We start from the raw sequence: 22915 nt of genomic DNA on the forward strand, positions 1-22915 counted from the left end.
CAAGGGCGTGCGCGCACCATCACGGTGGTCAAGACCCCGCCCGCGATGGCAAGGTCCAGCGAACGATGCTTCGGAGACTTCGGGGTGGCGTTCATGGTCGCGTGCCGGCCTTCGGCAAGCAGTGGGTCAGGCGAGCGTCCGTTCGACTACCCTGCTCAACGTAGCCCAAGGCACGGCGTCAACGGGCGAAAGGGTCAGCGGTGGAAGGGGTAGTAGTGGTAGACGGCCCCTTCGGTGTGGAGCAGCCAACACTCCTGGCTCTGCCGGTGCTGGTGCTGCTCGCCGAACCGCTGCTCGAACACTAGGCCGCAGCCTTGGCCGAAGGTCGCCAGCTCGCATCGTCTAGCCGCGTAGCTGCGCTGCAGAGAAGCCGCGAGTTGTTCGGCGACATGCTGCAGCGCGCTGGCACGATCACGAAACAGGAGCGGCTGATCGGGCTCGAATACCGAGTAACGGTTCATCGCCATTCGCGCCGCCGGAGGGCTGAGCGCCGTCACACGTTTCCCCAGCTGATCTAGCTGTGCACGGATCGCCGCAACTTGCAGGTCTTCGGTGTCCACGACCAGCGCGGTATCGGGATCGAGCCTCAGCCAAGCAACTTGGCCGTAGTCGTCGACGAGGTACTCCTGACGTTTCTCGAAGGCCGCAAACGCCTGCCAGCAGTTTCGGCAGCACCAACCGAACGCCTCGGACTCGGTGCGAGGGTAGAGGCGGGCGCCCCGGAGGGCACGTCGGCCGCAGACCGCACATGCTCGGTGTAGTGGCCGAAGGAGTCGCACCACGGCAAACTAACGCAGCCCGCGGCCGGCGGCCTGGATGAGCGATGCCGCCGGGCCGGCTGGCGTTCACGTGGTTCGCCGAGGACGAGGCCGACTGCGCGCAGCGGGATTTCGTCGTGCTGGTCGACGCGGCCTGGAAGGCAGTGCAGACGGTCACGTCGCCGCACATCGAAACCGCCGAGGGCACGCCCTTCCGCCGGTACCGGATCGGACCGGCAGCGAAGGCGCGGGCGCTCGATCGCCCGGACCTCCTTCGGCACGACCACGCGTTACGCCTGAGGATCCGCCCGGTCCGCCGCGTCCCTGACAATCTCCGCGCCGGCTGAGCCGAGACAGGCCCGCGCTACCTCGTGGTGATCGGGTAACCGATGACGGCGAGGTCTTCCCTCAGCTCGGCGACGGTGAGTTGGGGGTTCAGGGCCTGTACCACGGTTTCGGTGAGCGGCCGGTGGGCGACGACGTGCTCGACTGCCGCCCGGTCCACCTCGATCTCGTAGTAGTCGCCGGCGAACTCGACGAACCGGTCGACGATGTCGTCGAGCAGGATCTCAAGCATGCCGGACCCGTCCGGACCGGTGCCGTCGTACGGCCCGCGCAGTGGTGGGAAGGTGATGCCCTCGCCGGCGTGCCAGCGGTCGTCACCAACCAACCGCCACAGCACCGCAGTGGCGATGAACTGCCCGGACTCGTCGCAGAACGCCGGTTCCGCCACCTGCGGACGCAACACCACGGGGAGGCCGTCAAGCAGCCCCGGCCACAACTCGTAGTCCGGATCGCCGTAGGGCGACATCGCCGACTCGTGATCAAAGACCCGGATAAGTACGCCATCGGCGGTGAACACGACGGCCCACTCGTCGCCGCTGCCATTGCTCATCAGTGCCGCCTCGTCCGTGCCCCATGTCGAGGTGTAGGCGTAGTAGGCGTCCCCACCGTCGATGATGCGTTCAAGCACCGCCAATGCCTTGCAGCGCTGTCGTAGCCGGTCGATGGAAGGTAGCTTGGCGGCGATGCCGTACGAGGTCACTGGATGACCCTACTTGGGCAGGCAGCGGCGTGCTCACCACCAGCCGCGCCGCGATCTCGTCATTGGACAGGGGCGCATCCGCGGATCGGTCCTACGGCCGTTGCCTGCGGCGAGCACCCGCACATGTGGACCCGAATGCCGGGACTACATCTTCCCCGACCCGGCCGACTACTACTGGCCCGACGACGATCGCCCGTGGTGGGAATGCCGGGTACTCCTGTGCATGATCGACGGATTGCGGGTCACCAGTTCGGTGGCCGTGCTCCCGCGACATTCAATGCGCTGCCATCGACCCTGTCCAGGAGGCGACAACGCCGACTCGCGCTGACTTGCCCGGATGCTCGAGCGGAACTACCACCTCTGGTTCACCGACCACAAAAAGGACTGCTCGCCTCAGCGTTGCGGCTATCCCGCCCAGCCGACCACGTAGAGACGACGACCGCCAACGGCGACTGCCACGTCTGTACGATCCGCTGCGCTCATTTGCCGCCCGACCGGGCGCACCACCAGCCGAAGCCGCCACCGGAACGAGTGCCACGACCACGAGAACGAAAGCGATAGCTGCGGTGTCGAGCGACCTAGCGGCGGTGAGACCGAGCTGCCTACTTCACCGTCCGCATCACCTGACCGGTCAAGATGCCATAGCCGACACCAATAAGGATCATGACTCCGACCGCCGCGAAGGCCGCGCCAATCAGCCGTTCCAGCAGGATGAAACGCGCTAGACGCTTCTCGTACGGAACACCTGGCAACCAGCGCCACGGTGGAACTCGCCGCAACACGCTCGCCTTCACCATCGACCGCCGCACGTGCCATTCCGTCACGCCGCGAAAGTTGGTGGCCAGGACGACGCCGACGAGACTCACAGCCAGACTCATGGCGGCACCTGCCAGGAAACGCCATGTCTCCATCTGACTCCTCTGCTGCGGTCACCGGATCATAGCCGGCGATTCTTACGGGTACGCATCCATGCCGCCGCACCCCTGTTGGGCAGCACTTGTGTTGCTCAGAGAACGACTGCGCAGGTCAGCGGTGGCGAAGGTCAGCCAGCGGGAGCAGCGGCGCGCAGCCCGTACATCAACGGGATTCGCGGCTCGTCGGCTGGCAGCCGCCACCATCCTCGCTCCGTGGTGGTCATCCGGCGCCAGCGCGGCCACGGCACCTCGTCGGTCTCCCGTAGCGCGGTCACCTGCAGACCGGCGCCGACCAGCGCGGTGACCAGTTCACCGAGACCATGTGACCACTCGTAACTCACCGTAGACCCGTCCAGCGGCGGCCCGTCCGTGTAGCTGTGGGCCGAGTCGAGTCGGCGGGGGCCACGCCCGGCCAGATAGTCGTGGCGGAGCACGAGATCGGTGCCCTCGTCCGCGGCCGGAACCAGGCCGAGTGCGGCCAGCAGCGGGTGGAACTCCACCACGTACACGATTCCGCCGGGTCGCAACAGTTCGGCAACCACGCGTGCCCAGCGGTCGAGGTCGGCAACGTAGACCAAAGCACCCTTGCCGGTGTAGACGACATCGAACCGGCGACCGGAAACGGCCCGCACAGCGTCGAAGACATTGGCCTGTACGTACTCGATGTCAAACCCGGCGTCGGCGGCAATTTGCCGGGCCGCTGTCACCGCCGCGCCGGAGATGTCCAGGCCGACCGCGCGGGCCCCACGTCGGGCGAACGCCGCCGTCTCGGTGCCGAGATGGCACTGTAGGTGCAGCACGTCGCGGCCGGACACGCTGCCCAGGTCGGCCCACTCGAACTCGGCGAACCAGAACTCGGCATCCCGCCTGCCGACGCCGTAGAACTCACTGGCCACATGGATCGGTGTCCTGGCGTCCCAGTTGGCCTCAATCGCACGCATCATGCCGCTGACGGCTTCGTCGAACCCATCGGTCACCAGTCCATCCAGCCATGACCGGCCGGTCGTGTAAAGAACCGACATCACCAGGCCGCCGGCCCGGATGGCCGCGCACCGCACAGCCGCAACAATCACGGCGCACTGATTGCCGCGATCGGCGTGGCGCTGACCGGCTCACTTCTGACGGTCGATCTCAACCCAGGTCAGCGCGTCGAGCGCCGACTGCACCTCGGGAAGCGGGGTCCCGCACACGGTAGCCGGTAGGGCCGGCAGGAGCGTGGTGCCTGACGCGTCCGTCAGTGCCAGCAGCACCGGCATGACGAAGACGGCCGGACACGCCAGGTCGCCGGTAGTCTCCGGCGGCGGTAGGCGCAGTGCGCGGACGAGGTCGTCGAACGGACCGGCGGAACGCTGCCCGGCGACCCAGGTGACGCCGGATGACGGCGAACCCGCGGACTGCGCCACGGTCAGCCGGAAGGTACAGCGGACGGCCGAGACCGGCCGGAAGTCCGCAGGCACCGGGTCGGCGGACCGTTGTCCGGCCAGCCCGTCCACTGCTGGACAGGAAGCAGCCGGCTGGGTGAGGTAGGGCGCGCGCCCGGAGACGTTCGAGCAGGCTGCCACTGCCAGAGCAGCCACGAGCACCGAGCCGATCCGTCGGAGTCCCATGGCCATGAGACGGCACAGCCGCGTCGCCGGTTTCCAAGAGACCCCGAGCGCGCACCCGATGCACGGTCGAGAATGCCCCTTCCGGTGAGCCGCCGCCCGACCAGCCAGTTCATGATCCGGCATCCGCTTCTGGCCGGGCGGGGGCCGCAGATCCAATTGCAAAGAAGTAGCCGCCGAGCGGGCGCCAGGACTGCTGATTCTCACCCACCGTCGTGGGTTTTCCCCGGCGTTACCAAGCCCCGGTGCACCCGTCTGGCGGTTGGAGGGGATCAGGGCACGTGAGTTCCACGCGGAAGTCCGTTGCCGCCGGTCGCGCGATTCGGTATGTCTGAGCCCGGCGCGCCAGCGTGAGCGACGGTGTTGGAAGGGGTGGCTCAGCGATGGACGTCCTCGACCAGGTGCTGGTGCAGGCCACCGCCGATCCGCGGGTTCGCGGCGTGGTCCCGACCGGTTCGCGTGCCCGCGGCGTAGCCACCGCAGATGCAGGTTCTCGACGATCTTGTCGTTCGCCGGGCGACTGACCTGGGACTTGCCGGGGTTTCTCAGCGGTTGGTCGGTCCGTCTTTTCCATCCGTCTGTCGTCTTCCTGATGACTACGCGCTGGTGGGCCTGCGCCGGGTCACCGGGCTGAGGCGTCGGCGGGTCCGGGCTGTGCGATGGCCGTCGTCCGTCAGCGCCGGCGCATCCGGAAGCGCTGCGTCGTTACGGGTAACGCCGCCGCCCACCCCGGCGCCGGGACGGCGCGGGATGACCGGTGCGTCACGGGCAGTCGCATGCATCCTCCACCATGAACAACTTGGATCCGAGGTGAGTCTGCTCTCGCGCATTTCGATGTCGGCATCTACTTCAGCTCTGCGAGTTGTGGAAGGAGAGCCAGGTCAGTGTGGCCAGAACACGGCGGTTCCCGTCGGCAGGGGTGATGCTCAGCTTGTCAAAGACGTTACGGATGTTTTTCTCGATGGCGCCCATCGACAAGTGGAGATCTTCACTGATCTGCTGATTGGTACGTCCTTGCGCCATCAGGGCGAGGACGTCCCTCTCGCGCGGTGTGAGCTGATCGAGCGGGCGGCGGTTACGCGTGACCAGATCGTCGATGACCTTGGGATCGACGACGACCCCGCCGGCGGCCACGGTGTGAATGGCTCGGTCGAGTTCGGTGAGGTGGCCGACGCGGTCCTTGAGGAGGTATCCCACGCCACCGGGCTGTGTCTCTGCTCGCGTGAGGAGGCGGGAGGCATATTCCCCGCCGAGGTACTGGGACAGGACGAGGATCGCCACTGTGGGGTGGCGCTCTCGTATCGCCAGTGCTGCCAGCAGGCCTTCGTCGGTGTGGGTCGGTGGCATGCGGACGTCGGTGATGATGACCTCAGGAAGGTCGGTTTCCAGGGCGTCCACGACGCTGCGGAGTTGTTCGGCGTCCTTGGCGGCGTGGACGACCTCATGGCCGAGGGCGCCAAGCAGCGTAGTCAGACCGTCGCGCATCAGGGCAGCGTCTTCGGCGATGACGATGCGCATCAGTCGGGATCCGTTCCGGAGTGGGGAACGGTGACTCGGACCGATGTGGGTCCTCCTGCGGGACTGGTGATGGTCAGGCCGCCACCCAGGGAGCGTGCTCGCCTCCGCATTCCGGTGACACCGGTGCCGCGATCGGCGTCGACGCCACCAGCACCATCGTCGTGAATGGTGAGAACGATTTGATTCATGACTCTACGGGCGGTGATGGTCACTGCTGAGCAGCCGGAGTGGCGCAGGGCGTTGGTGACCGCTTCCTTGGCGATGAGGAGCAGCGCAGGTTCAACCTCCGCGGTCAGCGGGGGAATGTCGACGTCCGCTGTACCGGAGATGGGCAGCCTATCCACCAATCGCGTCAGGGCCGTAGTCAGTGAGGCTGGGGCGTCCGGACGCAGCCCGCTCGCGACCGAGCGCAGATCATCCAACGCTCGCTCGTTCTCATTGCGTGCGGCTTCGAGGTGCTTGGCGAGCTGCGACCTTGTGGTCGGTTCGCTGACCTGTTGCAGGGTGAGTTCGATCATGCTCAGGTGCATGGCGGTCGCCGCCAGGTGCAGTTGCGCCCCGTCGTGGAGCGTTCGTTCCAGTCGGGCCCGTTCGCCCGCGGCGGCCTCGTCCATGACTACCTGCCGGCGCGCCATCTCCTCGATGTGTGCCTGGAGAACCTCCTCCTGGGTCCACAGCGTCTTGGTCGCGATGCCGCTTGCGACGCGTGCGACGACCACGGCGAACCAGCTCGTCGCCGCCAGGGCCAGGAGCCCAGCCGTGACCGCGAGTACGGCGGCCGACGGGCCGGTCGGGCCTGATGCCCCGCCGATGACCGGTTGGTCGGCGAGTGCTCTGAGGGGCGCCTGCACGACCACGCCTCCGGCCGCGACCAGGATCGTCCAGGCCACGGTGCCGATGGCTGCCACCGGGATGCTGGTCAGAGCGTGCGCCATGACGCGCCATGAGTCGTTGGTCGGCCGTGATGCTGGAGGCGGCGCCACCAGCCCTGCCCGCCGCAGCGGAACTTCCAGATTGGCAGCAGCATGTGCCCACAACGGGAACAGTGGAAGCGCGATCACTGCGAGGACCGACAGCCACCCGAGGGCAGTCTGGGCGGTCAGGTACGCCAGGTGGCCCGGAACCTCGCGCGGGGACACCGCCACTGCACGCAGCCCCGGCGCGCCTTCACTCATAGGACACCAGGATAGGTCAGCACACTTGACACTTCCGAGAAGGCTGCCCGCCGCTCAGCGGTGGGGTTTTCCTTACCACAGACGGGAGGCCAACGGGCTGGGACCAAATCCTGAGGCTGCTGGGATGGAGACATGCCACCTGCCGCTTCCACCCACCACCTGTCCAAGTCCTTCAGCCCACCTGGCGGAGGGGAACCGACCGTTGTCCTCCACGATCTCACTCTGGACGTTCCCAGTGGCGGGATGACTGCAATTGTTGGCCCCAGCGGGTCCGGAAAATCTACCCTCCTGTTCTGCCTGAGCGGCTTGGAGAAGCCCTCCGCCGGTGAAGTCACACTTCTCGGGAAGCCGCTGAGCAGGATGCCAAGAACACAACTGGCCCGACTTTTCCGCGACGAGGTTGGCTTTGTATTCCAGTCCTACAACCTGGTGCCATATCTGAGCGCCGAGGACAACGTCCTACTCCCGGCTACCCTTGCCGGCCGCCGGAAAGACCGCGGGCTCGTCAAGCGGACCCTCTCCGGCTTCGGTCTCGACGGCAAAGCACGGCAAGTGGTGTCGACGATGTCCAGCGGCGAGCAGCAACGAGTCGCTCTGGCACGTGCGATCACCGCGCGCCCGCGCATCATCTTCGCCGACGAACCGACCGGGGCACTGGACAGCGCTACGTCGTCGTTGGTGCTCGACACTCTGCGCAGTCTCGCGGACGAGAACCACGCCGTGGTGATGGTGACCCATGATCTGGACGCTGCCTGCCGCGCCGATCGCGTCGCCGTGGTGCGTGATGGGCGACTCGTCGCCCAGGTGCAGGCCACGACGCCCACCGAGCTGCTCACTTTGCTGCGCTCCACCGGTGAGGCAGCGTGATGGCCGCGCTCCTCTCCCAGACTTTCCGCGCGCGGTGGCGGGCGTGGCTGCCGGCGCTGGGCGTCGTCATCCTCGTCTCCACCCTGGTCGGCGTGAGTGTCCTGCACTTCTGGACAACGACGACACCGCAGATGGCCGACGCCGTCGAGCAGGCTGGCACCACCCTTGCCGAAGTCCGCATCGCCGCTCAGACGGTTTACGTCCTGACCGCCCTCTTCGGCGCGATCGCTCTCAACGTCGTGGGAGCTGCCACCGTACAAGCCGAACGCACCCTGATGGCGCAATGGCGCCTGGCCGGTGCCGTCCCCCGACAGACCGCAGGGATGGCCATCGGACTCGTCGGCCTCACCGCGCTGGCAGGCTCAATCCCCGGGGCCATCCTCGCAGCCCTCATCGGCCCGCCCATGGTCAGTCTGCTGAACACCATGGCCGGGCCCGACATCGCCTCCGTACCCGTGACCATGCATCTCGCCCCCGCCGCCGTGACCATTCTGCTTACCATTGGCACCTGCCTCCTCGGCGCGGTTTCACCTGCCCGGCGCGCTGGCCGCGTCCCTGCCATTGAGGCACTCGTGGCGACATCACCTCGGCCGGTCCGCCTCACCGCGTGGCGATGGGTACTCACGGTGATCGGCGCCATCACCACCGGGGTGATCGCGGTCGCCGCGCTGACTGTTCCCGCGACCTCCAACGGGATGGTGACGATCGCTCTCTACCTCGGCCTGTGCCTCATCTTGACGTTCCATGTTGCCGCACCCGGCCTCGTCCCGGCGATCATTCGCGGCTTCGGCCGACTGCTCGCCGTTGTCGACTCGCCGGCCCTCCAGATCGCTCGGCGCTCCGCCGTGGCACGCTCTCGGATCAGCAGCGCTACGGTCGCTCCGTTGGCCGCGGGGCTCGGTTGTGTCGGCATCCTCGTGGGCACGCTGAACACCTTCCTGGCCCGAATGCGCACATTCGGCGTCACGGAGGCCAACGTGGCCGACACCTGGATCATCGTCACCGTCGCCGCCGTGATGCTCACCGCGTGCAGTGTGGCGGTTGTCGCCCTCACCTCACGCAACCGGGAACGGGAGTTCGCCCTCCTCCGGGTAGCCGGTGCCACACCGACGACGCTGGGTCGCGTCGTGCTCCTGGAGGCAATGCTCTACGTGGTCACCGCGCTCATCCTTGCGGCAGTCGCCACACTTGCCACCACCATGACCCTCGCTTGGCTCGGCTACCAAGCTGGCCTCCCCTTCACAGCCCAGTTCCCGGGCGTCACCCTGGCGGCGTTCGGCGCTGGCGCCTACATCGCGATAGCCATAGCCACTGCGCTTCCCGCCAAGAAGGCCATCGGAGCAAACCTTCGTTCATCTCTCAGCCCCGAGTGACAGGACGTTGGAGGTACTCGTTCGTATCGGTTCCTCGGCGACTTCCTCGACTCATTGAACCTTTTTCAACCTCCCCTTGCGGTCCACCGGACCGCAGGGGAGGTGGAAAAGGCTCGGTGGTTGCGGGGATCCGACCGGACCCGGGGATTGGGCTTGGCCCCGCGCCCGATCCCCGGGCCACCGCAACGGCGTCCTAGTCCAGGTCGATGCGCGGCCCCGCCTCGTCAACCGCGGCCACGCAAGTCTTGCTCTGACGTGGCGAGTCTTCCTCGATCCGACATCGTCGGACCGTCATCATCACCTGTCGGCCCGGCGAAGCATCGCGTCTGTTTCGGGATCGGGCATGAGCTCCCGAACCTCTTGCGCGCAGCGGCAGGCGCCGGCAATCTTGGCAGCCCACGTCAGCGCCTCCTCGCGTGAGGCCACGTCGACGACCACGAACCCGCCAATGACCTCCTTGGTCTCCGGGTAAGGGCCGTCGGTGACCATCCCGTCCGTGGCCACGACGCTCGCCCTCTGGCGTTCGAGTCCAGCGCCGAACACAAACACGCGGGCGTTCACGGCCTCCTGGACCACCGCGTGCGAGGCCTTGCCCACGTCGGGCCAATCCTCGTCGGGGATGTGGTCCATCGCGCCGTCACTGAACGAGATCAAGTACCGCGTCATCCCGTGACTCCCTTGTCCCGGCGGCCTCGTCCAGCCGCCTCTCGCCTGCTCTACGAACGACTCGCCCCGGATCCGACGCTATGCCAGAAAATTCTTACGGGATCTCCGCCGCTCGGCGCGGCCTCGTTGACCGCGTCCCGGCTGGCCACCGACGATCTCGCGGCGGTGCCGGACGACCCCGACCTCGGCGCGGTGGCCGCCATCGCGCTGGGCAGAGACGGCGGCCTGTCCGCACTGCGCGGCCTTGCCAGCCGCACGGGTACCACCAACGAACTGTCGCGGACGCTCCGGTTGGTCGCCCGAGGATGAACTCGGCGATGGCGAGCCGCTGACGTCCGGACGGATCTCACGACTTTTTCCGGCCGTAGCCGTCGAGTCGGTTGGCGCCGGTCACGCGTGCCGGCTCTTGCCGGCGATCATGTGGACGAGGGTATCGGTGAGGTCTTCGGCGGAGACGCCACCCCATTTGGGATCGGTGAGCTGGCCGCTGGCCTCCAGGCCGGCGATCCCGTTCGCGCTGCTGATGAGCAGGGCCGCGTATCGGCGGGCGTCCTGCTCGCCGACCAGGTCGGCGACGACGGCGAGGAACTCCGTCTGGCTGCGCTGGGCGGCACGGGCGAGTGCCATGGGGTCGCCGGGTGGGTTGCTGAACATGAGCTTGTAGAGGTGTGGCTGAGAGCGGCCGATGTCGATGAGTGCGATGAGGCCGCCGCGCAGTTTGTCGGCGGGCGACAGGCCCGGATCCGCGCGAAGGGCTTGCATGCGGTCTCCGAGCCTGTCCCAGGCCTGGGTCCCGACGGCGATCAGCAGGCTTTCCTTGTCGGGGAAGTGCCGGTAGGGCGCTCCCCGAGTCACTCCGGCGCGTGCTCCCACCGCGCGCAACGTCACGGCGTCGAGGCCACCGGAATCGAGCAGGTCAGCGGCCGCACCGAGCAGGGCGCGGCGCGTGGCGGCGGCCGATTCGGCGCGGCTGGTCACGCGGACGATCCTAGCGCCCCTGTGATGACAAAGTCACTCGACCCAGTTGACAATGTCATCCCACCAACGCACACTGAAAAGATGACAACGTCATCTGAAACTCAGGGACTCGTGGTCGTGACCGGAGCGTCAACCGGCACGGGCGCGGCCACCGCGCGGGAACTGGCCAGCCGCGGCTTCCACGTCCTCGCCGGGGTGCGGCGCGACAGCGACGGTGAGCCCCTGCGCGCCGCAGGGATCGAGCCGGTGATCCTCGACATCACCAACCCCGACCACATCGCCGCGCTCGCCGCACGCGTCGAGCGGGACCCGCGGCCGCTGCGGGCTCTGGTCAACAACGCCGGCATCCCCGGCGCCGGCCCGGTCGAAGTGACGCCGCTCAGCGAATGGCGGCGCATCTTCGAGGTGAATTTCTTCGGCCACGTCGCCGTCACCCAGGTCCTGCTTCCCGCGCTGGTGCGCGGCAAGGGCCGCGTCGTCAACATCACCTCGATGCTCGGCAAGCTCTCCATGGCCGGCTACGGACCGTACGCCAGCAGCAAGTTCGCGATGGAAGCAATGAGTGACGCGCTCCGCAACGAGCTGGCCCCGCACGGTGTGCAGGTGGTGGTGGTCGAGCCGGGCGGCGTCAAGACCGAGATGGCCAGCCACGGAACTGCCGGCTTGAGCGAGCTCGGTGCCCGGATGACGCCGGAGCATAACGGGCGCTACGGCGACCTGATGCAGGCGCTGCCCTCCCACATCGCGGCGTTCACCAAGGCCGGTGTGACCGCAGGCGTCGCAGCTAAGACGATCGCCAAGGCGGTGACCGACCGCAGGCCCGGCACCCGGTACACCATCGGCGCCACGGCCACCTTCCTCATCGGTGTCTCCCGCTTCCTGCCCGACCGGATGCTCGACCGGATGACGACCTCCGACCTGCGCAAGCACTACCCGGCCGAGACCCGCGGCCGCACGACCGCGACACGTACCGCCTGACCGACACCCGCCGTCTGAGACGAATCGAGAGGACAACAATGTCGACCACCAGCACCGCCCGCAATCTCATCAACGGTGAGTGGAGCGACACCGGCTCGGTCCACGAGTCGATCGACCCTTCCAGCGGTAAGGTCGTCGGCGCCTACGTTTCCGCGGGCCGCACCGAAGCGCGGGCCGCGATCGCTGCCGCTCGCTCCACCTCAAGACCTACGGCAGCATGGTCCCACAGCCGGCCTAAGAACCCGGCCCAGCGCGACCCCGGGCTGACGCCGGGCCCGCCACCGTCGAACACAGCACGCCGATCCCACCGCGCTCACTCGTCCGCGGCGCGCGGAAGACCACCACAGGGACTGCTTCGGTGAGCGGATCTGCCGCAGAGCACGCGCGGCGAGCCGGGGGCGCACAGGTCACAGAGCGTGGCGGCGTACGGCTGGCGCGCAGCGTCCGATCAAGTAGCCGAGTTGAGGTGTCGACCGTGCTCAACGGCCAAGCCTTGGCACCCGGAGTCGCTCCAGTCGGATCAGGCTGTCGGGGTGTTCAGCCGCGTAATCAGCCGATCCTGGACGGTCGCTGCCTCATTCAGGAACGCGACCAGCCACGCTACGAGCCCGTCGTGCCCGGCGATGCGATCGGGCCACGGAACATCCTGCATCCAACCCGCTAGATCCGGCCCGACTACCTCGGCGAACAGGTCCAGCATTCGATCCGGCACCGGCTGCGTGGTCGCGCACAGCCAGCTCAGCGCGGCGGCGAATCGCACGTCGGGCGTATTGGCCACGTCGGTCCACAGCGCACTGGTCCACGTCATCGCGTCCGGGTCGCCGTGCTCCACCGCCAACTGCGCGAGGGCCAACACCAGACTGATACGTACGACTTGAGAGGTCTCGGCCGCGAGCCGCGCCCGCAGCGCGGCCGGTACCTCAGGCGGTGGCCACAGTGCTCCAGCGAGCGCGTACGCCGTGTTCGCCCGCACCAGCGGATCAGGGTCGTCCAGCAGTCGGATCAACAGCGCCGCGTCGGCCGTGACCGCCTCCCGCGCCGCCTGTTGGGTCCATACGAGCGGGCGCCCGTATCCGTCGATCATCAGCTCGTCCGGATCATCGGCCACTTGGAACAGATCCGTCCTTAGGTCGGTCCCGAAGTGGTTGCGGTGGCCGGCCTCGGCCGCTAACCTCAGCACCCGACTGCGGCCGTGCGCCCCAGGCGTGGCAGCGATACGGAGCAGAAACGGTACCGCTAGCGCGAGCGCGGTGTCGCTGTTGCCCTGATGCCGCACCTTGTTCCAGAGATTGACCAGACCATGACGGGCGACATCGGGTTCCGGGGCGTACAACACCTCCAGCATCGCCGGCACGTCGTCGGCCGGCCCGTACGCGTGGCTGAACCTGGCCCAAGGCACACGATCCAACGTCAGGTCGCCGGCAGCACGGAGCTCCGCCATGACCCGCCGGACGTCCTGCTCTCCACCCGGTTCACTAATCTCGATCACGCCGAGATGATGACACGTTGCGAACGACAATTCCGGCTCTCGTGGCAGGTCGCTCGGTCGCGAACTCCAGGTAGGCACCGCAGACGGCCTGTCCAGGTTCGGGAGCTGCCTGCCGGGCGCGGCGCAGATGCGCAGCAGGTTCGCCGAATCCGTCCAGGGCAGTACTGCCGATCCTCCGGATGCGGCGGAGGCCCCGTTGCCGGTCGCCCCGGAGGCCTCCCCGGCTCGTCAAGGCGAGGGCGAGGACGGCGCTGACGGCCCCGACACCCGTACGGACGTGGAAGGAATCATGCTCAGCTTCGAGATCACCCCGATAGGTACCGTCCGGAACGACAGGACGGACGTTCAGTACACGGACAACTGGGGTGCCGTCCGCAGCACTATCACCATCGACGAGCGCTTCGGCGAGGCATGCCTCCAGGGCCTGGAGGGCTTCTCCCACGTGGAGGTCCTCTTCGTTTTCGACCAGTTCCCGGAACACGGCGATTACCGCGAGCCCCGCCCCTACCGCGGCCGTCCCGACCTCCCGCCCGTCGGCGTGTTCGCCGGCCGCGGCCCCCGCAGACCGAACCGCATCGGGGTGACGTGCTGCGCCATCGAATCCGTCCACGGCCGCGAACTGACGGTGATGGGCCTCGACGCGATATCGGGCACCCCGGTCATCGACCTGAAGCCAGCGATGGCAGAGTTCTTACCGGAGAACGTCAAGCAGCCGGAATGGGTCAGCCGCCTGATGTCGGAGTACTTCCAGCCGTAAGGCGAGGTCTAGGCGGTCGACCGGACTCCCCACCGACGCATCGATCTCTCGCATCCACAATCACATCAGCCCCACGAGAGTCAGCGGCCTTCCGAAGAAAATCCCGAGGCGGCCGAGCGACCATGATCCGACGTACTCTCATGGCCGAGCGGGCGCGGCGACAGGTCGCCCAGAAGGCACACAGGGTGACGGCTCTGCCTGGCGTGTGGCGCCGGTCATGCCGATGGGCGCGCGCCGTCATGGCGGGCGCGGTCGTCCTGACTTGCCAAAGGGCTCCGGCCTCAGCCCTCCACTGAACCTTTTTCAACCTGAACCGCGCGGCGCTCACACACCGCGTCCGACCTCGCGCTCCGACGGACCGCAAGGGGAGGTTGAAAAAGGTTCACTGTCCGGCCGGCGGCGTGAGACCCCCTGCTCGGTAGGCCGCCGCCACGATGGCATTGTCCGGTTCCGCCCACACGATCTCGAAGAAGTTGTCTTCCGGATCGGCGACGTACGCGGACCGGCCAGGAAAGAACTCAGCATTCGTCGGCTTCTTTGTGATGCCTCCTCCGGCAGCTCGGAACTGCTCCGCAAGGCGATCGACTTCGGCTGCTTGACGCACGACGATGCCAATGGTGAACCGGATACCGCCCCGGCCGAGTTCCTGGTCGCCGCGCCCATCGGCGGCGGGCTTCGTCGCCGGGAACAACGCCAGGACTACTCCGTGCAGCTCGAAGGCGGCGAAGTCGGCATCGTCGACAACCCTCAGCCGGCGCCGGCACGCTTCGTGACCGGGCTCGCATGTCGATCGGCGTCCGAAACAGCCGAATTGGGTACGTCTGACCTTGTATTTGGTCAGCGCCCTCGAATGAGTCGAAGGCCACCTATCCCACATGCAACGGTGGTTCACAGGTCGTGCAGCTGGCCGCGAAGGAAGGCGAGAATCTCGCGCCGTGCGGGCCGGGCGGCCGGTACAAGGCCGGGGATGCTGAGGAAGCTGTGTGTGGCCTTCGGGTAGCAGGTCAGGCGGGCATCGGTGCCGTCCTCGCAGAGCCGTTCGACGTAGCGGCTTCCGTGGTCGGCTATGGGATCCAGTGCGGCGGTGACGACCAGTGTCGGTGGTAGGCCGGCGAGATTGTCGAACTTCACGGGAGACACGCTGTGTGGGTCGAGGGTCGGCGGCACGCTCAGTTTGCGGGCGGCGCGCAACCGGGGCAGCGAGAGCGTGGGGTTGTCGGCGTTCTCCGTGACCGAGGGGTAGTTCTCCACGGTGTCGGTCCAGTCCGTACTCGGGTAGTTCAGCACCTGGGCGCGCAGCGGCGGACCGTCCTTGCGGGCCCGCAACGCAACGAGTGCGGCGATCATGCCGCCGGCGCTCTCCCCCATGACCGCGACGGCGGCGGGGTCGATACTCCAGCCGGCGGCGTCTTCGACAAGCCGGACGAGCGTGTCGTAGCCGTCCTCGACGGGCTGGGGCAGCGGGTGCTGCGGGGCGAGGCGGTACTCCACCGAGACGACCACCGCTGGACAGCGGGCCGCGAGGTGGCTGTTGAGCCAGTCGTTCTGCGCGGCGGTGCCCGCGATGAAGCCTCCGCCGTGGAACGAGACGATCAGCGGCAGCGTCCGGTCGGCGCGCGTCGGGCGGTGTACCCGCAACGCCAGGCGGCGGCCCGGAAGGTCGATCGTGGCGTTGGTGATGCGGGCGCGGCGGTCCGGCAGGCCGGCGATGATCCGGGCGGGACGAGACGATGCCATGCGGTTGACCTTCTCGCGCACGGCGATTAGCTGGTCGTCGGTCATGGCCTCCCAGTCCTGGGTGTCCCGGAAGATGCGGGTACCCAATGGAGCCTTGACTCTCATGGTGGCCTCCTGTCACCAGGTTACGCTACGAGCGGTAGCGTAATTGCCAGAGTAGCCTGGCGCGGTGCCGGTTTCCACCCCGTCCACGCCCGGGCGTCCTCGCGCAGACCTCCACGCGACCGTGTTCGCGGCCACCTTGCGCACGGTTCACGAACTGGGCTACGTGAACGCGACGATGGATCGCATCGCGGCGGCGGCGGGCATCGCGAAAACGACGATCTACCGTCGATGGCCGTCGAAGGGCGCCCTGATCACGGACTGTCTCCTTGACGCGTTCGGCGTCCTTGATGTGTTCCGCGCGGTGCCGCTGACCGGGGCCAACCGGGACGAGGCCGTGTCCGCACTGGTCCGCCTCCTTGACGCGTCCGGCCCGGTGCCGCTGACGGGCGCCACCCGGGAGGAGATCGTGTCCTCGCTGGTCCGCTTCCTCGCGGCGAAGATCGGCGAGCCCGGCGTGGGCGCGGCGTTCGCCGGCGTGTTCGTTGACGCCATCAGCGATCCGGCCCTGCGCGGCATCCTCTCCACACGCTTGCAGGCGCCGGGTTGGCTGGCACTCCAGGACGTGCTGGGCGAGCCGGAGGACCGGGTCCTGCTTATCATCGACGTCATCGTCGGGACGCTGCTGCACCGGATGGGGATGACCGGCGAACCGATGGTCGACGCCGACGTCGCCACGCTGATCGAGATCGTCCTGCACGTCCTTCGCTGACGGGATCCTCCTGCCGGGGCAGCAGCAGCGGACCTACCTACCCGGCGAGACGACAGGCGAGCGCGGGCAGCGGTACCGGGCCGTATGGGAAGTCCAGGCGGATGTGCCGGTGACCGTAGTCGCCGAGCGGTTCGGCGTGTCCCGTCAGGCGGTGCAGCCGGGCCGGCCGACGGGCCCGGCGCGGCGGAGTCGGTACCTTCGTGCCGCTGCTGCAGGCGGTCGGGTGGCCCCTCGACGTACAGACAGCCGGGCGTCCGCTCCACCTGCCTCGGCGTCAGCGGTCCCTCGTCATCGGTCCTCGCAAGCACGCCAGCGCGACATCGGCCAACTCGAGAGCGAGTTGATCGGCGCCCGCCAAGCGCATCGCCACCGACCGTGGTCACGCCGCACAGCCTGCGCTACGAGGAGCCGATTGGCTTCGTTAGGCAAGGTTGCGAGCCTTCCCGACTCACAGTGCGGATCGACCGAAGATCTCGATCGACCCCGGTCCGGTCAGGCTGGGCCGGTGACCAGCGGGTCGTGGACCCGGCCGAGGAACAGCGGTACGCCAGTGAGCTGGTCGTGGATGACGTACAAGAATGGCCGGTTGACGAAGAACTGCGGCCCTTGCGGGATCGACGGCGGCCGGATGATGACGGCCGACGCGGCTGCGGCCTCGGTACCCTTCTCGTCCACCGCGATGAACGTCTCGTGCACCACGTCGTCGATGCACAGGGCTGGTTCGGTGCTCATGGCGGTGAAGTCGGCCTGCGACGTGAACGCCGTGGGCATGCCGAGGCTGCCCAGCACGGCACCCAGCTCGGCCGGCAGGCGGAACGTCCACCGGGGCAGGCGCAGTTGGACGTCGACCAACCGGAACCCGGTCAACAACGCGCCCAGCCACGTCACATCGAGATCCGCCTCAACCGCAGTGAGATCGTCCCGGGTCGGCATGACGATGGCCATGGCGAGCCCGCCGCCCGCGTAAGGCACGTCGACCGCGCGCCACCCGTCTCCCTCCAGGTAGCCCATCCTGTCGAACGGTCCGCGCATGATCGGGACGTCGACGACGCTGCCGTCATCCCGGGTGAACGGCCCCACCGCCGTGGCCGTCGGGGTGAACGGGTACTTCCAGGCCGCCATGAGGTAGGTCGTGTTGGTGAGGATCAGGCTGGTGTCGGGGCTCACGGCGCCGGACCGCAACAGCTCCGGGATCTTCGCGTTGGTCCGGTCGGACACCCAGGTGTTGATCTCCTGACGGGCCACCTCCGGCGCGCCGCGGAAGTCGACCGGGTGCGGCGCGGCACCGTAGTAGCCGGCCAGGGTGTCCCGGAACCCGGGTCGCAGGCCCAGATCGAACCGTGTCCACAGGGCGTTGGCCGTGGTCAGCCGGGGCTGCTTGGTTCCGTCGCCGTCCTGGTACCGGCCGGCGAGCATCTGGTCGACGGTGTTGAACCCGCTGTCGAGCGCGCCGGGTCGCGGATACGGCGCGTGGAGCACGGCATCCATCTCGTCCGCCGTGGTCGAGCCGGCGCCCGCCCTGGTCATCGCGAGCGCGAGCCCGACCGAGTACGGCGCGCACACCATGTTGCCGCCTGCACGGGTCGACGCCAGGGTGCGGTAGAGGTCGGCCGTGAAGCCGCGTACCGCAGTCGCGGCGGCCTCCGTCGTAGCGGGGTCGGGGGGTACGCGTACCGGATCCGTCGACGTGGACGCCCCGCCGAGCCAACGGAGATGGCCTGGGGCGGCGGTAAGGGCAGCGGCCGCGAGCGGTACCGCCCGCAGGACCGATCGACGCGAGACCATGCAGCGACGGTAGAGCAGTCCTACGGGGACGCGCCAGGTACAACTCCAAAATTCATCGAAGTTCGGCGATGTTTGCCAGTTGTGCGCCGAGCGGCTTCGCGCAGTTCAGCCGAGCGGTGACGACCAGGGCTTTCCTCTCGTTGCTGCAGGCGGTGCGGGCTGTGACCGCACCGGTGCTGGCCAGATGCAACGCGCGGATGGACTCCGCGATGCCGTTGCCCGCCTTCGGCACCCCGGTGGCCCGGCCGGCTAGCACAACGTCGACGCGGCGTACGCGTCGAGCGGGGCGGACTTGCCCTTGGTCCGGCGTTGTCGCTGGTCTGGGCGGTCGACCTCCCCGACCTGGACCCTGTTGCCGAGTAGGTGCCGGGTCAGCCCGGCGCCGTAGGAGCCGTGCCCTGCACGCCGACAGCGTGCAGGGTGCCGAACGATCGCATCCACCTCAGCAGGTCGGCGTGACCGGCCGCGGTGGCCGGAAACTCCGCGTCCGCGAGCCGGTGACCGTTCATGAGAACCACGGCGCCGTGGTGGGTGCCCTTGTGGGTGTCGCCACCGCCGGCAACCCGGCGTTTCTTTGGCTTTCGTCGTCGTCACGCGGAGTTCGGCGATGCGTGCTCCGGATCATGCAAACGGCGATAGGCGGCGGCGTCCCACTCACCGTCCGGCCAGCCCTGGTTCGGCTCACGAGCTCGCGGCCCAGGTCTGTCCCGGCCCGCTGGACCAGCGGCTCGCGGCCACCCAGCCCGGCCGCGAGCACCGCGGTTACGTCTCCGTCGCCACGGTGCTCGCGCAGCGCAAAACCGCCCGAAACAAATTTTGGCAACTGTCTGGTCGGCGGATTCAACGCCACACATTGAACCTTTTTCAACCTGAACCGCGCGGCGCTCACGCACCGCGTCCGACCTTGCGGTCCGCCGGACCGCAAGGGGAGGTTGAAAAAGGTTCATTGGACTGTCGCGGACGCCGACCCGTCACGCCGGGGATCTCCAGGATCCGGAGAGCGGAACCCCCTCCGGCCACCCGACCCTACCCAACGTCATCCGACCAGCAACGGGAGTCGACATTGGTTGGTGGCGACGTACCGTGGCGACCATCGTCAACGCCGATCGTCAGGAGCGCGGCGGCGTAATCGCGAGGGTCTGGCACGTGTCGTTGATCGGGAAAATGTCACCGGGCTGGAAGAACTGCACGAAGCCCGAGCCTTGACCGGGATTTGAGCACTCGAGCCAGCCCCAGTAGCCGCCGGCCACGAGACTCTGTACGTAAAGTTGGCCCAGGTCCCAGGTACCGACTGTGCCGCCGTAGCAGATCACGGCACCGGGCGCGAGGACGAGCCGGATCTGCCTGGGGGTCTGGCTGGTGTTGCACGGCCGGGCATCGATCAGCGGAACCACGGGTGGGTTCTCAACCTGCGACGAGACGACGTGCGCCTCTTTCGCTGATGCGGATGCCGTGGTCACCGATGCCTGCGCCGGTAGCCCGGTCGCCATCGAGCCGATGATGACTGCGGTTGCCGCCAGGCCGGCGAAGATTCGTTTCTTGGCCACGGGATCCTCCTGAGCCGCATCGTGCCTCCGTTCTCCACGAAGGCTGTCCCCAGCTCAGCAGACGGCGCATTCAGTTCGACTTCACCGGTCGACGACCGTGCGCTGACGCCGTAGGGCGACGGGCGCAGATTGGTTCTGGCCCACTGGCCAACGCCCTCGACGAGCTGGGCGTCGCGCGGCGAATGGTCGGAGACTTCCTGGGCGCGGACGATCTGCTGCGCCAAGCCCTGAAGCTGCATCGCGCCCCGGGTCGGTGGCGCCCGTAACTGGCGGTCCTGGCTGACCAGCCGGCTGATCATGCTCTGCTACCCGCCGTTCCGGGCGCTGCACCGGACCCACCCGACCTACACCGCCGCCCCGCCCCGCCCGGAAAAATCCGATGGCGGCGGAGCCGTCGCCCCGACCAGGCTGAAACATCCACAGGCCCTGTTACGCATTAGCCCGGCGGAGCCGTTCGGCTGCCTGCACCCGCAGCGCATCGGCGCCCGCCGGGGTGCCACCGCACAGTGCCATCTCCCGGGCGTTGTACGCGGCCATCCACAAGCTGGCCGCCCATGCGATCTCCAGCTCCACGGCCGTGAACAAGCGCCCTCGAATGTCTTGATAAGCCACCAGGAACGCCTCGGAGCTTTCGATCGGCGCCAGCGTGGGCGGCCCGGAACTGGCGAACGACCCGCTCGCCGCGCCCACAAGCGCCGCCTCCGGCTGCCACGCCAGGCTGTCCCAGTCGTGCACCGCCCACACCTGCCAACCCTGCCACCGCAGGTTCTGCGCCTCGAAGTCGGCGTGGCCGAGCACGCACGGCAAGCCGGCGGCCAGCAGCCGCTCCCGGGCCCGCTCAGCCGTCCCGACAATGTGCTCGGACACGACACTCTGATCCCGGCTGTCGAGAAAGTCGATCGCCGGCCACACCCCAGAATCGGTGTGGTCCCAGCGCACCCAGGGCGGATTCGGCAGCGGCGGCGCGACGGGCACGCCGGCAAGTTCGGCCATCAGCCCGGCGAACACCTCCGCGCAGCGCATAGCAATGTCCGGGGAGTCCCCGTGCAACACCTCGCCTCCGGGCCGGAATTCTTCGGCGTGCACGGCCAGTGCACCGACACCGACCACCGGCGTGAGCGGCCGGGCACACGGAAACCCGCGCTCGACCAGCCGGGCCTGCGCCGCGACGCACGACGAGGCCCGGCCGTCGTCGGCGCGCGCCTTGACCACGACGTCCCTGCCACCGGCCAACCGCAGACCGAACACCATCGAGACCTGTCGCGACCGGAACAGCACGCCGGCGGGTTCGCCGCCCAGATGGTCAAGACACCAGGCCGGCAACCAGTCCGGCAGCTCGTCCAACGGCACACCCAGGACTGTGCCATAGTCACCGAACGCACCGGAGGCGAGATCGCCTGCTGGACGATCACCGGACCTCCGTGACGATCCGCCCTGCCACACATCGCCCGATGCGGTGCCGCAGTCATCACCGACCCGCACCTGTAGCAGCTCCAGCAACTCGACGTCCTGGACCAGTGCGCAGTTCTGCTCTCGCGAACCGGAAACATGCAGGTCACAGCATCAAGCCGGCCCGGAACCCTGAATGGTGAGCCAGGTCGGGTCCCATACCGCGTCCGACCTCGCGCTCCGACGGACCACAAGGGGAGGTTGAAAAAGGTTCATTGTCACCGTAGATGGTGACTGGGCGAGGATCTGCCGGCCCGCTTACGGGCTGCTCAGCTCGCCAGGTGCCGTCCGGCATACGCCGCCTGGCACCACAACGACGTCCCGGTGGCCAAGGCGCTCGCCGGTGCCTCGGGTCGACGGGTGTTACTTCTCGGCCGTGCCGGATTTCCCTTTGACCGACTCCTGATAGATGTCCGCGTAGGTGCGCGAGTCCTTGATCAGGTCGTCGCAGAAGGCCGCGACGTCGTGGCCGATGAGCTGCAGGACTCCCTTGCCGGCCGCGACGCCTTCCTCGAAGAAGTCGAGGATCCCCGAGAGCAGGGACCCGTCAGTCAGCCCGACCGGCCCGACCTTGAAGAAGTACCTCTGAATCTCCTTGTAGACGATCTGGTAATCCCGTGGGAGCGCCTTGACCCGCGCCATGTGCGCCCGCCACTGCTTCTTGCCCTCGATGATGTCTTGGATACCCACGTCTAGCCTCCTAGCCGGCCCAGTTTCCTTGCGACATTTCTGTTCAACTGCTCGCGCCACCGGTCGCGATAGCTCCGGGCCCCTTCTCCGCCGGCCAGCGCCGCGCAGAAGCCCGCGATGTCGTCACCCAGCACCTCGTGAATGTTCTGCCCGTCCGCCGCTGCCTCCTCGAGCAGCCCCAGGGCGCCGTCAGCGATCGGTGTCAGGTTGCGGCCCGTGAACCCGCCGTAGGGGAAGAGGTGAACCACGATCTGTCCCCATGCCGCCCGGTAGTCGGCCGGCAATGCCCCGGCCCGGGCTTCGAACGCCTTCCATTCCCTGGTGAGATCGCTGCCTGTGATGGTCTCCCAGAAGTTCATCTCCCGCCCTCCTTGAGCTTGTCGATCCGTGTTGTGATGTACTCCCATTTCGTCCAGAATGTCGCGAGTTCTTCGCGCCCCGCGTCGTTGAGCGCATAGAACTTGCGCGGCGGGCCCAGCCCGGACGGCCGTTTCGTCACTTGGACGAACCCGTTCTTCTCCAGTCGCAGCAGGATGGCGTAGACCGTCCCCTCGACGACGTCAGCGAAGCCGAGTTCGTTCAGCCGACGCGTGATGGCGTAGCCGTAGGTCTCCTCGCTGCCGATGATTTCAAGCACGCAGCCCTCAAGCGTGCCCTTCAGCATCTCCGTCAGGTTGTCCATCGTGAGTCCTCTTCGGTCTCGCGGTACTCAGTACTGCCGAGTACCGCTACACGGTATCACAGAGTAGTGCACGTGCCCAGCAAGCGCCA

At 67.8% G+C, this 22915-nt stretch carries 27 protein-coding genes; 7 read left to right on the plus strand and 20 right to left on the minus strand.

The features are described 5' to 3' along the window. Positions 1–194 precede the first annotated feature (194 nt). Positions 195–560, minus strand: a complete 366-nt coding sequence (locus ACQEVC_RS36155; protein ID WP_432887111.1) for a hypothetical protein — start codon at positions 558–560, stop codon at positions 195–197. Between the two features lie 263 nt (positions 561–823). Between ACQEVC_RS36155 and ACQEVC_RS36160 the strand changes: the two genes are divergently transcribed. Continuing rightward, positions 824–1105, plus strand: coding sequence for a hypothetical protein (locus ACQEVC_RS36160; protein WP_432887114.1), 282 nt, complete (start codon positions 824–826; stop codon positions 1103–1105). A gap of 17 nt (positions 1106–1122) precedes the next feature. Here ACQEVC_RS36160 and ACQEVC_RS36165 read toward each other — a convergent pair whose 3' ends face one another. The 6 genes from ACQEVC_RS36165 to ACQEVC_RS36190 all read right to left on the minus strand — a co-directional run bounded on the left by ACQEVC_RS36165 (position 1123) and on the right by ACQEVC_RS36190 (position 7014). Beyond that, positions 1123–1803: a hypothetical protein gene (locus ACQEVC_RS36165; protein WP_432887116.1), complete on the minus strand. Its 681-nt coding sequence runs from the start codon at positions 1801–1803 to the stop codon at positions 1123–1125. A 602-nt stretch (positions 1804–2405) separates the two neighbouring features. Further along, a complete protein-coding gene (locus ACQEVC_RS36170; RefSeq protein WP_432887119.1) occupies positions 2406–2714 on the minus strand; it encodes a hypothetical protein in 309 nt (102 codons plus the stop codon). A 131-nt stretch (positions 2715–2845) separates the two neighbouring features. Continuing rightward, the gene (locus ACQEVC_RS36175; RefSeq protein ID WP_432887122.1) at positions 2846–3694 is read right to left on the minus strand and encodes a class I SAM-dependent methyltransferase; all 849 of its coding nucleotides are present in this window, start codon (positions 3692–3694) and stop codon (positions 2846–2848) included. 135 nt (positions 3695–3829) lie between these two features. Further along, positions 3830–4324, minus strand: a complete 495-nt coding sequence (locus tag ACQEVC_RS36180; protein WP_432887124.1) for a hypothetical protein — start codon at positions 4322–4324, stop codon at positions 3830–3832. 846 nt (positions 4325–5170) lie between these two features. After that, positions 5171–5839 carry a response regulator transcription factor gene (locus tag ACQEVC_RS36185; RefSeq protein ID WP_432887126.1) on the minus strand — a complete coding sequence of 223 codons (669 nt, stop codon included), beginning with the start codon at positions 5837–5839 and terminating at the stop codon, positions 5171–5173. Next, positions 5839–7014, minus strand: a complete 1176-nt coding sequence (locus ACQEVC_RS36190; RefSeq protein WP_432887129.1) for a sensor histidine kinase — start codon at positions 7012–7014, stop codon at positions 5839–5841. The genes ACQEVC_RS36185 and ACQEVC_RS36190 overlap by 1 nt, the downstream gene beginning before the upstream one ends. Positions 7015–7146: 132 nt before the next feature. On the opposite strand from ACQEVC_RS36190, the gene ACQEVC_RS36195 reads away from it, so the two are divergent. Further along, on the plus strand, positions 7147–7881 hold the full coding sequence (locus tag ACQEVC_RS36195) for an ABC transporter ATP-binding protein (protein WP_432887132.1): 735 nt from the start codon (positions 7147–7149) through the stop codon (positions 7879–7881). Next, positions 7881–9254, plus strand: a complete 1374-nt coding sequence (locus tag ACQEVC_RS36200; protein ID WP_432887135.1) for an FtsX-like permease family protein — start codon at positions 7881–7883, stop codon at positions 9252–9254. Before ACQEVC_RS36195 ends, ACQEVC_RS36200 begins: the two co-directional genes overlap by 1 nt. Before the next feature lie 297 nt (positions 9255–9551). Here ACQEVC_RS36200 and ACQEVC_RS36205 read toward each other — a convergent pair whose 3' ends face one another. Continuing rightward, positions 9552–9920, minus strand: coding sequence for a YciI family protein (locus ACQEVC_RS36205; protein WP_432887137.1), 369 nt, complete (start codon positions 9918–9920; stop codon positions 9552–9554). 126 nt (positions 9921–10046) lie between these two features. Here ACQEVC_RS36205 and ACQEVC_RS36210 point away from each other — a divergent pair, with 126 nt between their 5' ends. Beyond that, a complete protein-coding gene (locus ACQEVC_RS36210) occupies positions 10047–10229 on the plus strand; it encodes a hypothetical protein (protein ID WP_432887140.1) in 183 nt (60 codons plus the stop codon). 81 nt (positions 10230–10310) lie between these two features. Here the strand turns inward: ACQEVC_RS36210 and ACQEVC_RS36215 are convergent, their stop codons facing one another. After that, positions 10311–10898, minus strand: a complete 588-nt coding sequence (locus ACQEVC_RS36215) for a TetR/AcrR family transcriptional regulator (protein WP_432887142.1) — start codon at positions 10896–10898, stop codon at positions 10311–10313. 24 nt (positions 10899–10922) lie between these two features. Between ACQEVC_RS36215 and ACQEVC_RS36220 the strand changes: the two genes are divergently transcribed. Next, positions 10923–11876: an SDR family oxidoreductase gene (locus ACQEVC_RS36220; protein WP_432887145.1), complete on the plus strand. Its 954-nt coding sequence runs from the start codon at positions 10923–10925 to the stop codon at positions 11874–11876. A gap of 520 nt (positions 11877–12396) precedes the next feature. Here ACQEVC_RS36220 and ACQEVC_RS36225 read toward each other — a convergent pair. Beyond that, on the minus strand, positions 12397–13365 hold the full coding sequence (locus tag ACQEVC_RS36225) for a hypothetical protein (RefSeq protein WP_432887148.1): 969 nt from the start codon (positions 13363–13365) through the stop codon (positions 12397–12399). 127 nt (positions 13366–13492) lie between these two features. Here ACQEVC_RS36225 and ACQEVC_RS36230 point away from each other — a divergent pair, with 127 nt between their 5' ends. After that, positions 13493–14122 (plus strand): SAM-dependent methyltransferase, encoded by a 630-nt coding sequence (locus ACQEVC_RS36230; protein ID WP_432887151.1) that lies wholly within the window; start codon positions 13493–13495, stop codon positions 14120–14122. A gap of 382 nt (positions 14123–14504) precedes the next feature. Here ACQEVC_RS36230 and ACQEVC_RS36235 read toward each other — a convergent pair whose 3' ends face one another. Both ACQEVC_RS36235 and ACQEVC_RS36240 read right to left on the minus strand, forming a co-directional pair. Beyond that, on the minus strand, positions 14505–14813 hold the full coding sequence (locus tag ACQEVC_RS36235; RefSeq protein ID WP_432887154.1) for a hypothetical protein: 309 nt from the start codon (positions 14811–14813) through the stop codon (positions 14505–14507). A gap of 197 nt (positions 14814–15010) precedes the next feature. Next, complete coding sequence (locus ACQEVC_RS36240) at positions 15011–15904, minus strand: alpha/beta hydrolase (RefSeq protein WP_432891905.1); 894 nt, start codon at positions 15902–15904, stop codon at positions 15011–15013. A gap of 124 nt (positions 15905–16028) precedes the next feature. Here ACQEVC_RS36240 and ACQEVC_RS36245 point away from each other — a divergent pair, with 124 nt between their 5' ends. Next, entirely contained in the window at positions 16029–16673 is a 645-nt protein-coding gene (locus ACQEVC_RS36245; RefSeq protein ID WP_432887157.1) for a TetR/AcrR family transcriptional regulator, read from the plus strand. 492 nt (positions 16674–17165) lie between these two features. On the opposite strand, the gene ACQEVC_RS36250 is transcribed toward ACQEVC_RS36245, so the two are convergent. The 8 genes from ACQEVC_RS36250 to ACQEVC_RS36285 all read right to left on the minus strand — a co-directional run bounded on the left by ACQEVC_RS36250 (position 17166) and on the right by ACQEVC_RS36285 (position 22826). Further along, positions 17166–18458 (minus strand): serpin family protein, encoded by a 1293-nt coding sequence (locus tag ACQEVC_RS36250; protein WP_432887160.1) that lies wholly within the window; start codon positions 18456–18458, stop codon positions 17166–17168. Between the two features lie 52 nt (positions 18459–18510). Next, the gene (locus tag ACQEVC_RS36255; protein ID WP_432887163.1) at positions 18511–18690 is read right to left on the minus strand and encodes a hypothetical protein; all 180 of its coding nucleotides are present in this window, start codon (positions 18688–18690) and stop codon (positions 18511–18513) included. A 273-nt stretch (positions 18691–18963) separates the two neighbouring features. Then, entirely contained in the window at positions 18964–19347 is a 384-nt protein-coding gene (locus ACQEVC_RS36260; protein ID WP_432887166.1) for a helix-turn-helix domain-containing protein, read from the minus strand. Positions 19348–19567: 220 nt separating this feature from the next. After that, a complete protein-coding gene (locus tag ACQEVC_RS36265; RefSeq protein WP_432887169.1) occupies positions 19568–20005 on the minus strand; it encodes a hypothetical protein in 438 nt (145 codons plus the stop codon). A 429-nt stretch (positions 20006–20434) separates the two neighbouring features. Then, positions 20435–21505, minus strand: coding sequence for a hypothetical protein (locus tag ACQEVC_RS36270; protein WP_432887172.1), 1071 nt, complete (start codon positions 21503–21505; stop codon positions 20435–20437). A gap of 312 nt (positions 21506–21817) precedes the next feature. Continuing rightward, on the minus strand, positions 21818–22144 hold the full coding sequence (locus ACQEVC_RS36275) for a DUF1048 domain-containing protein (protein WP_432887175.1): 327 nt from the start codon (positions 22142–22144) through the stop codon (positions 21818–21820). A gap of 2 nt (positions 22145–22146) precedes the next feature. Continuing rightward, positions 22147–22503, minus strand: coding sequence for a DUF1048 domain-containing protein (locus ACQEVC_RS36280; protein WP_432887178.1), 357 nt, complete (start codon positions 22501–22503; stop codon positions 22147–22149). Next, a complete protein-coding gene (locus ACQEVC_RS36285; protein ID WP_432887181.1) occupies positions 22500–22826 on the minus strand; it encodes a PadR family transcriptional regulator in 327 nt (108 codons plus the stop codon). The genes ACQEVC_RS36280 and ACQEVC_RS36285 overlap by 4 nt, the downstream gene beginning before the upstream one ends. Positions 22827–22915: the final 89 nt, after the last annotated feature.

It is taken from the genome of Plantactinospora sp. CA-294935, from assembly GCF_050936445.1.
Taxonomy (GTDB): Bacteria; Actinomycetota; Actinomycetes; order Mycobacteriales; family Micromonosporaceae; genus Plantactinospora.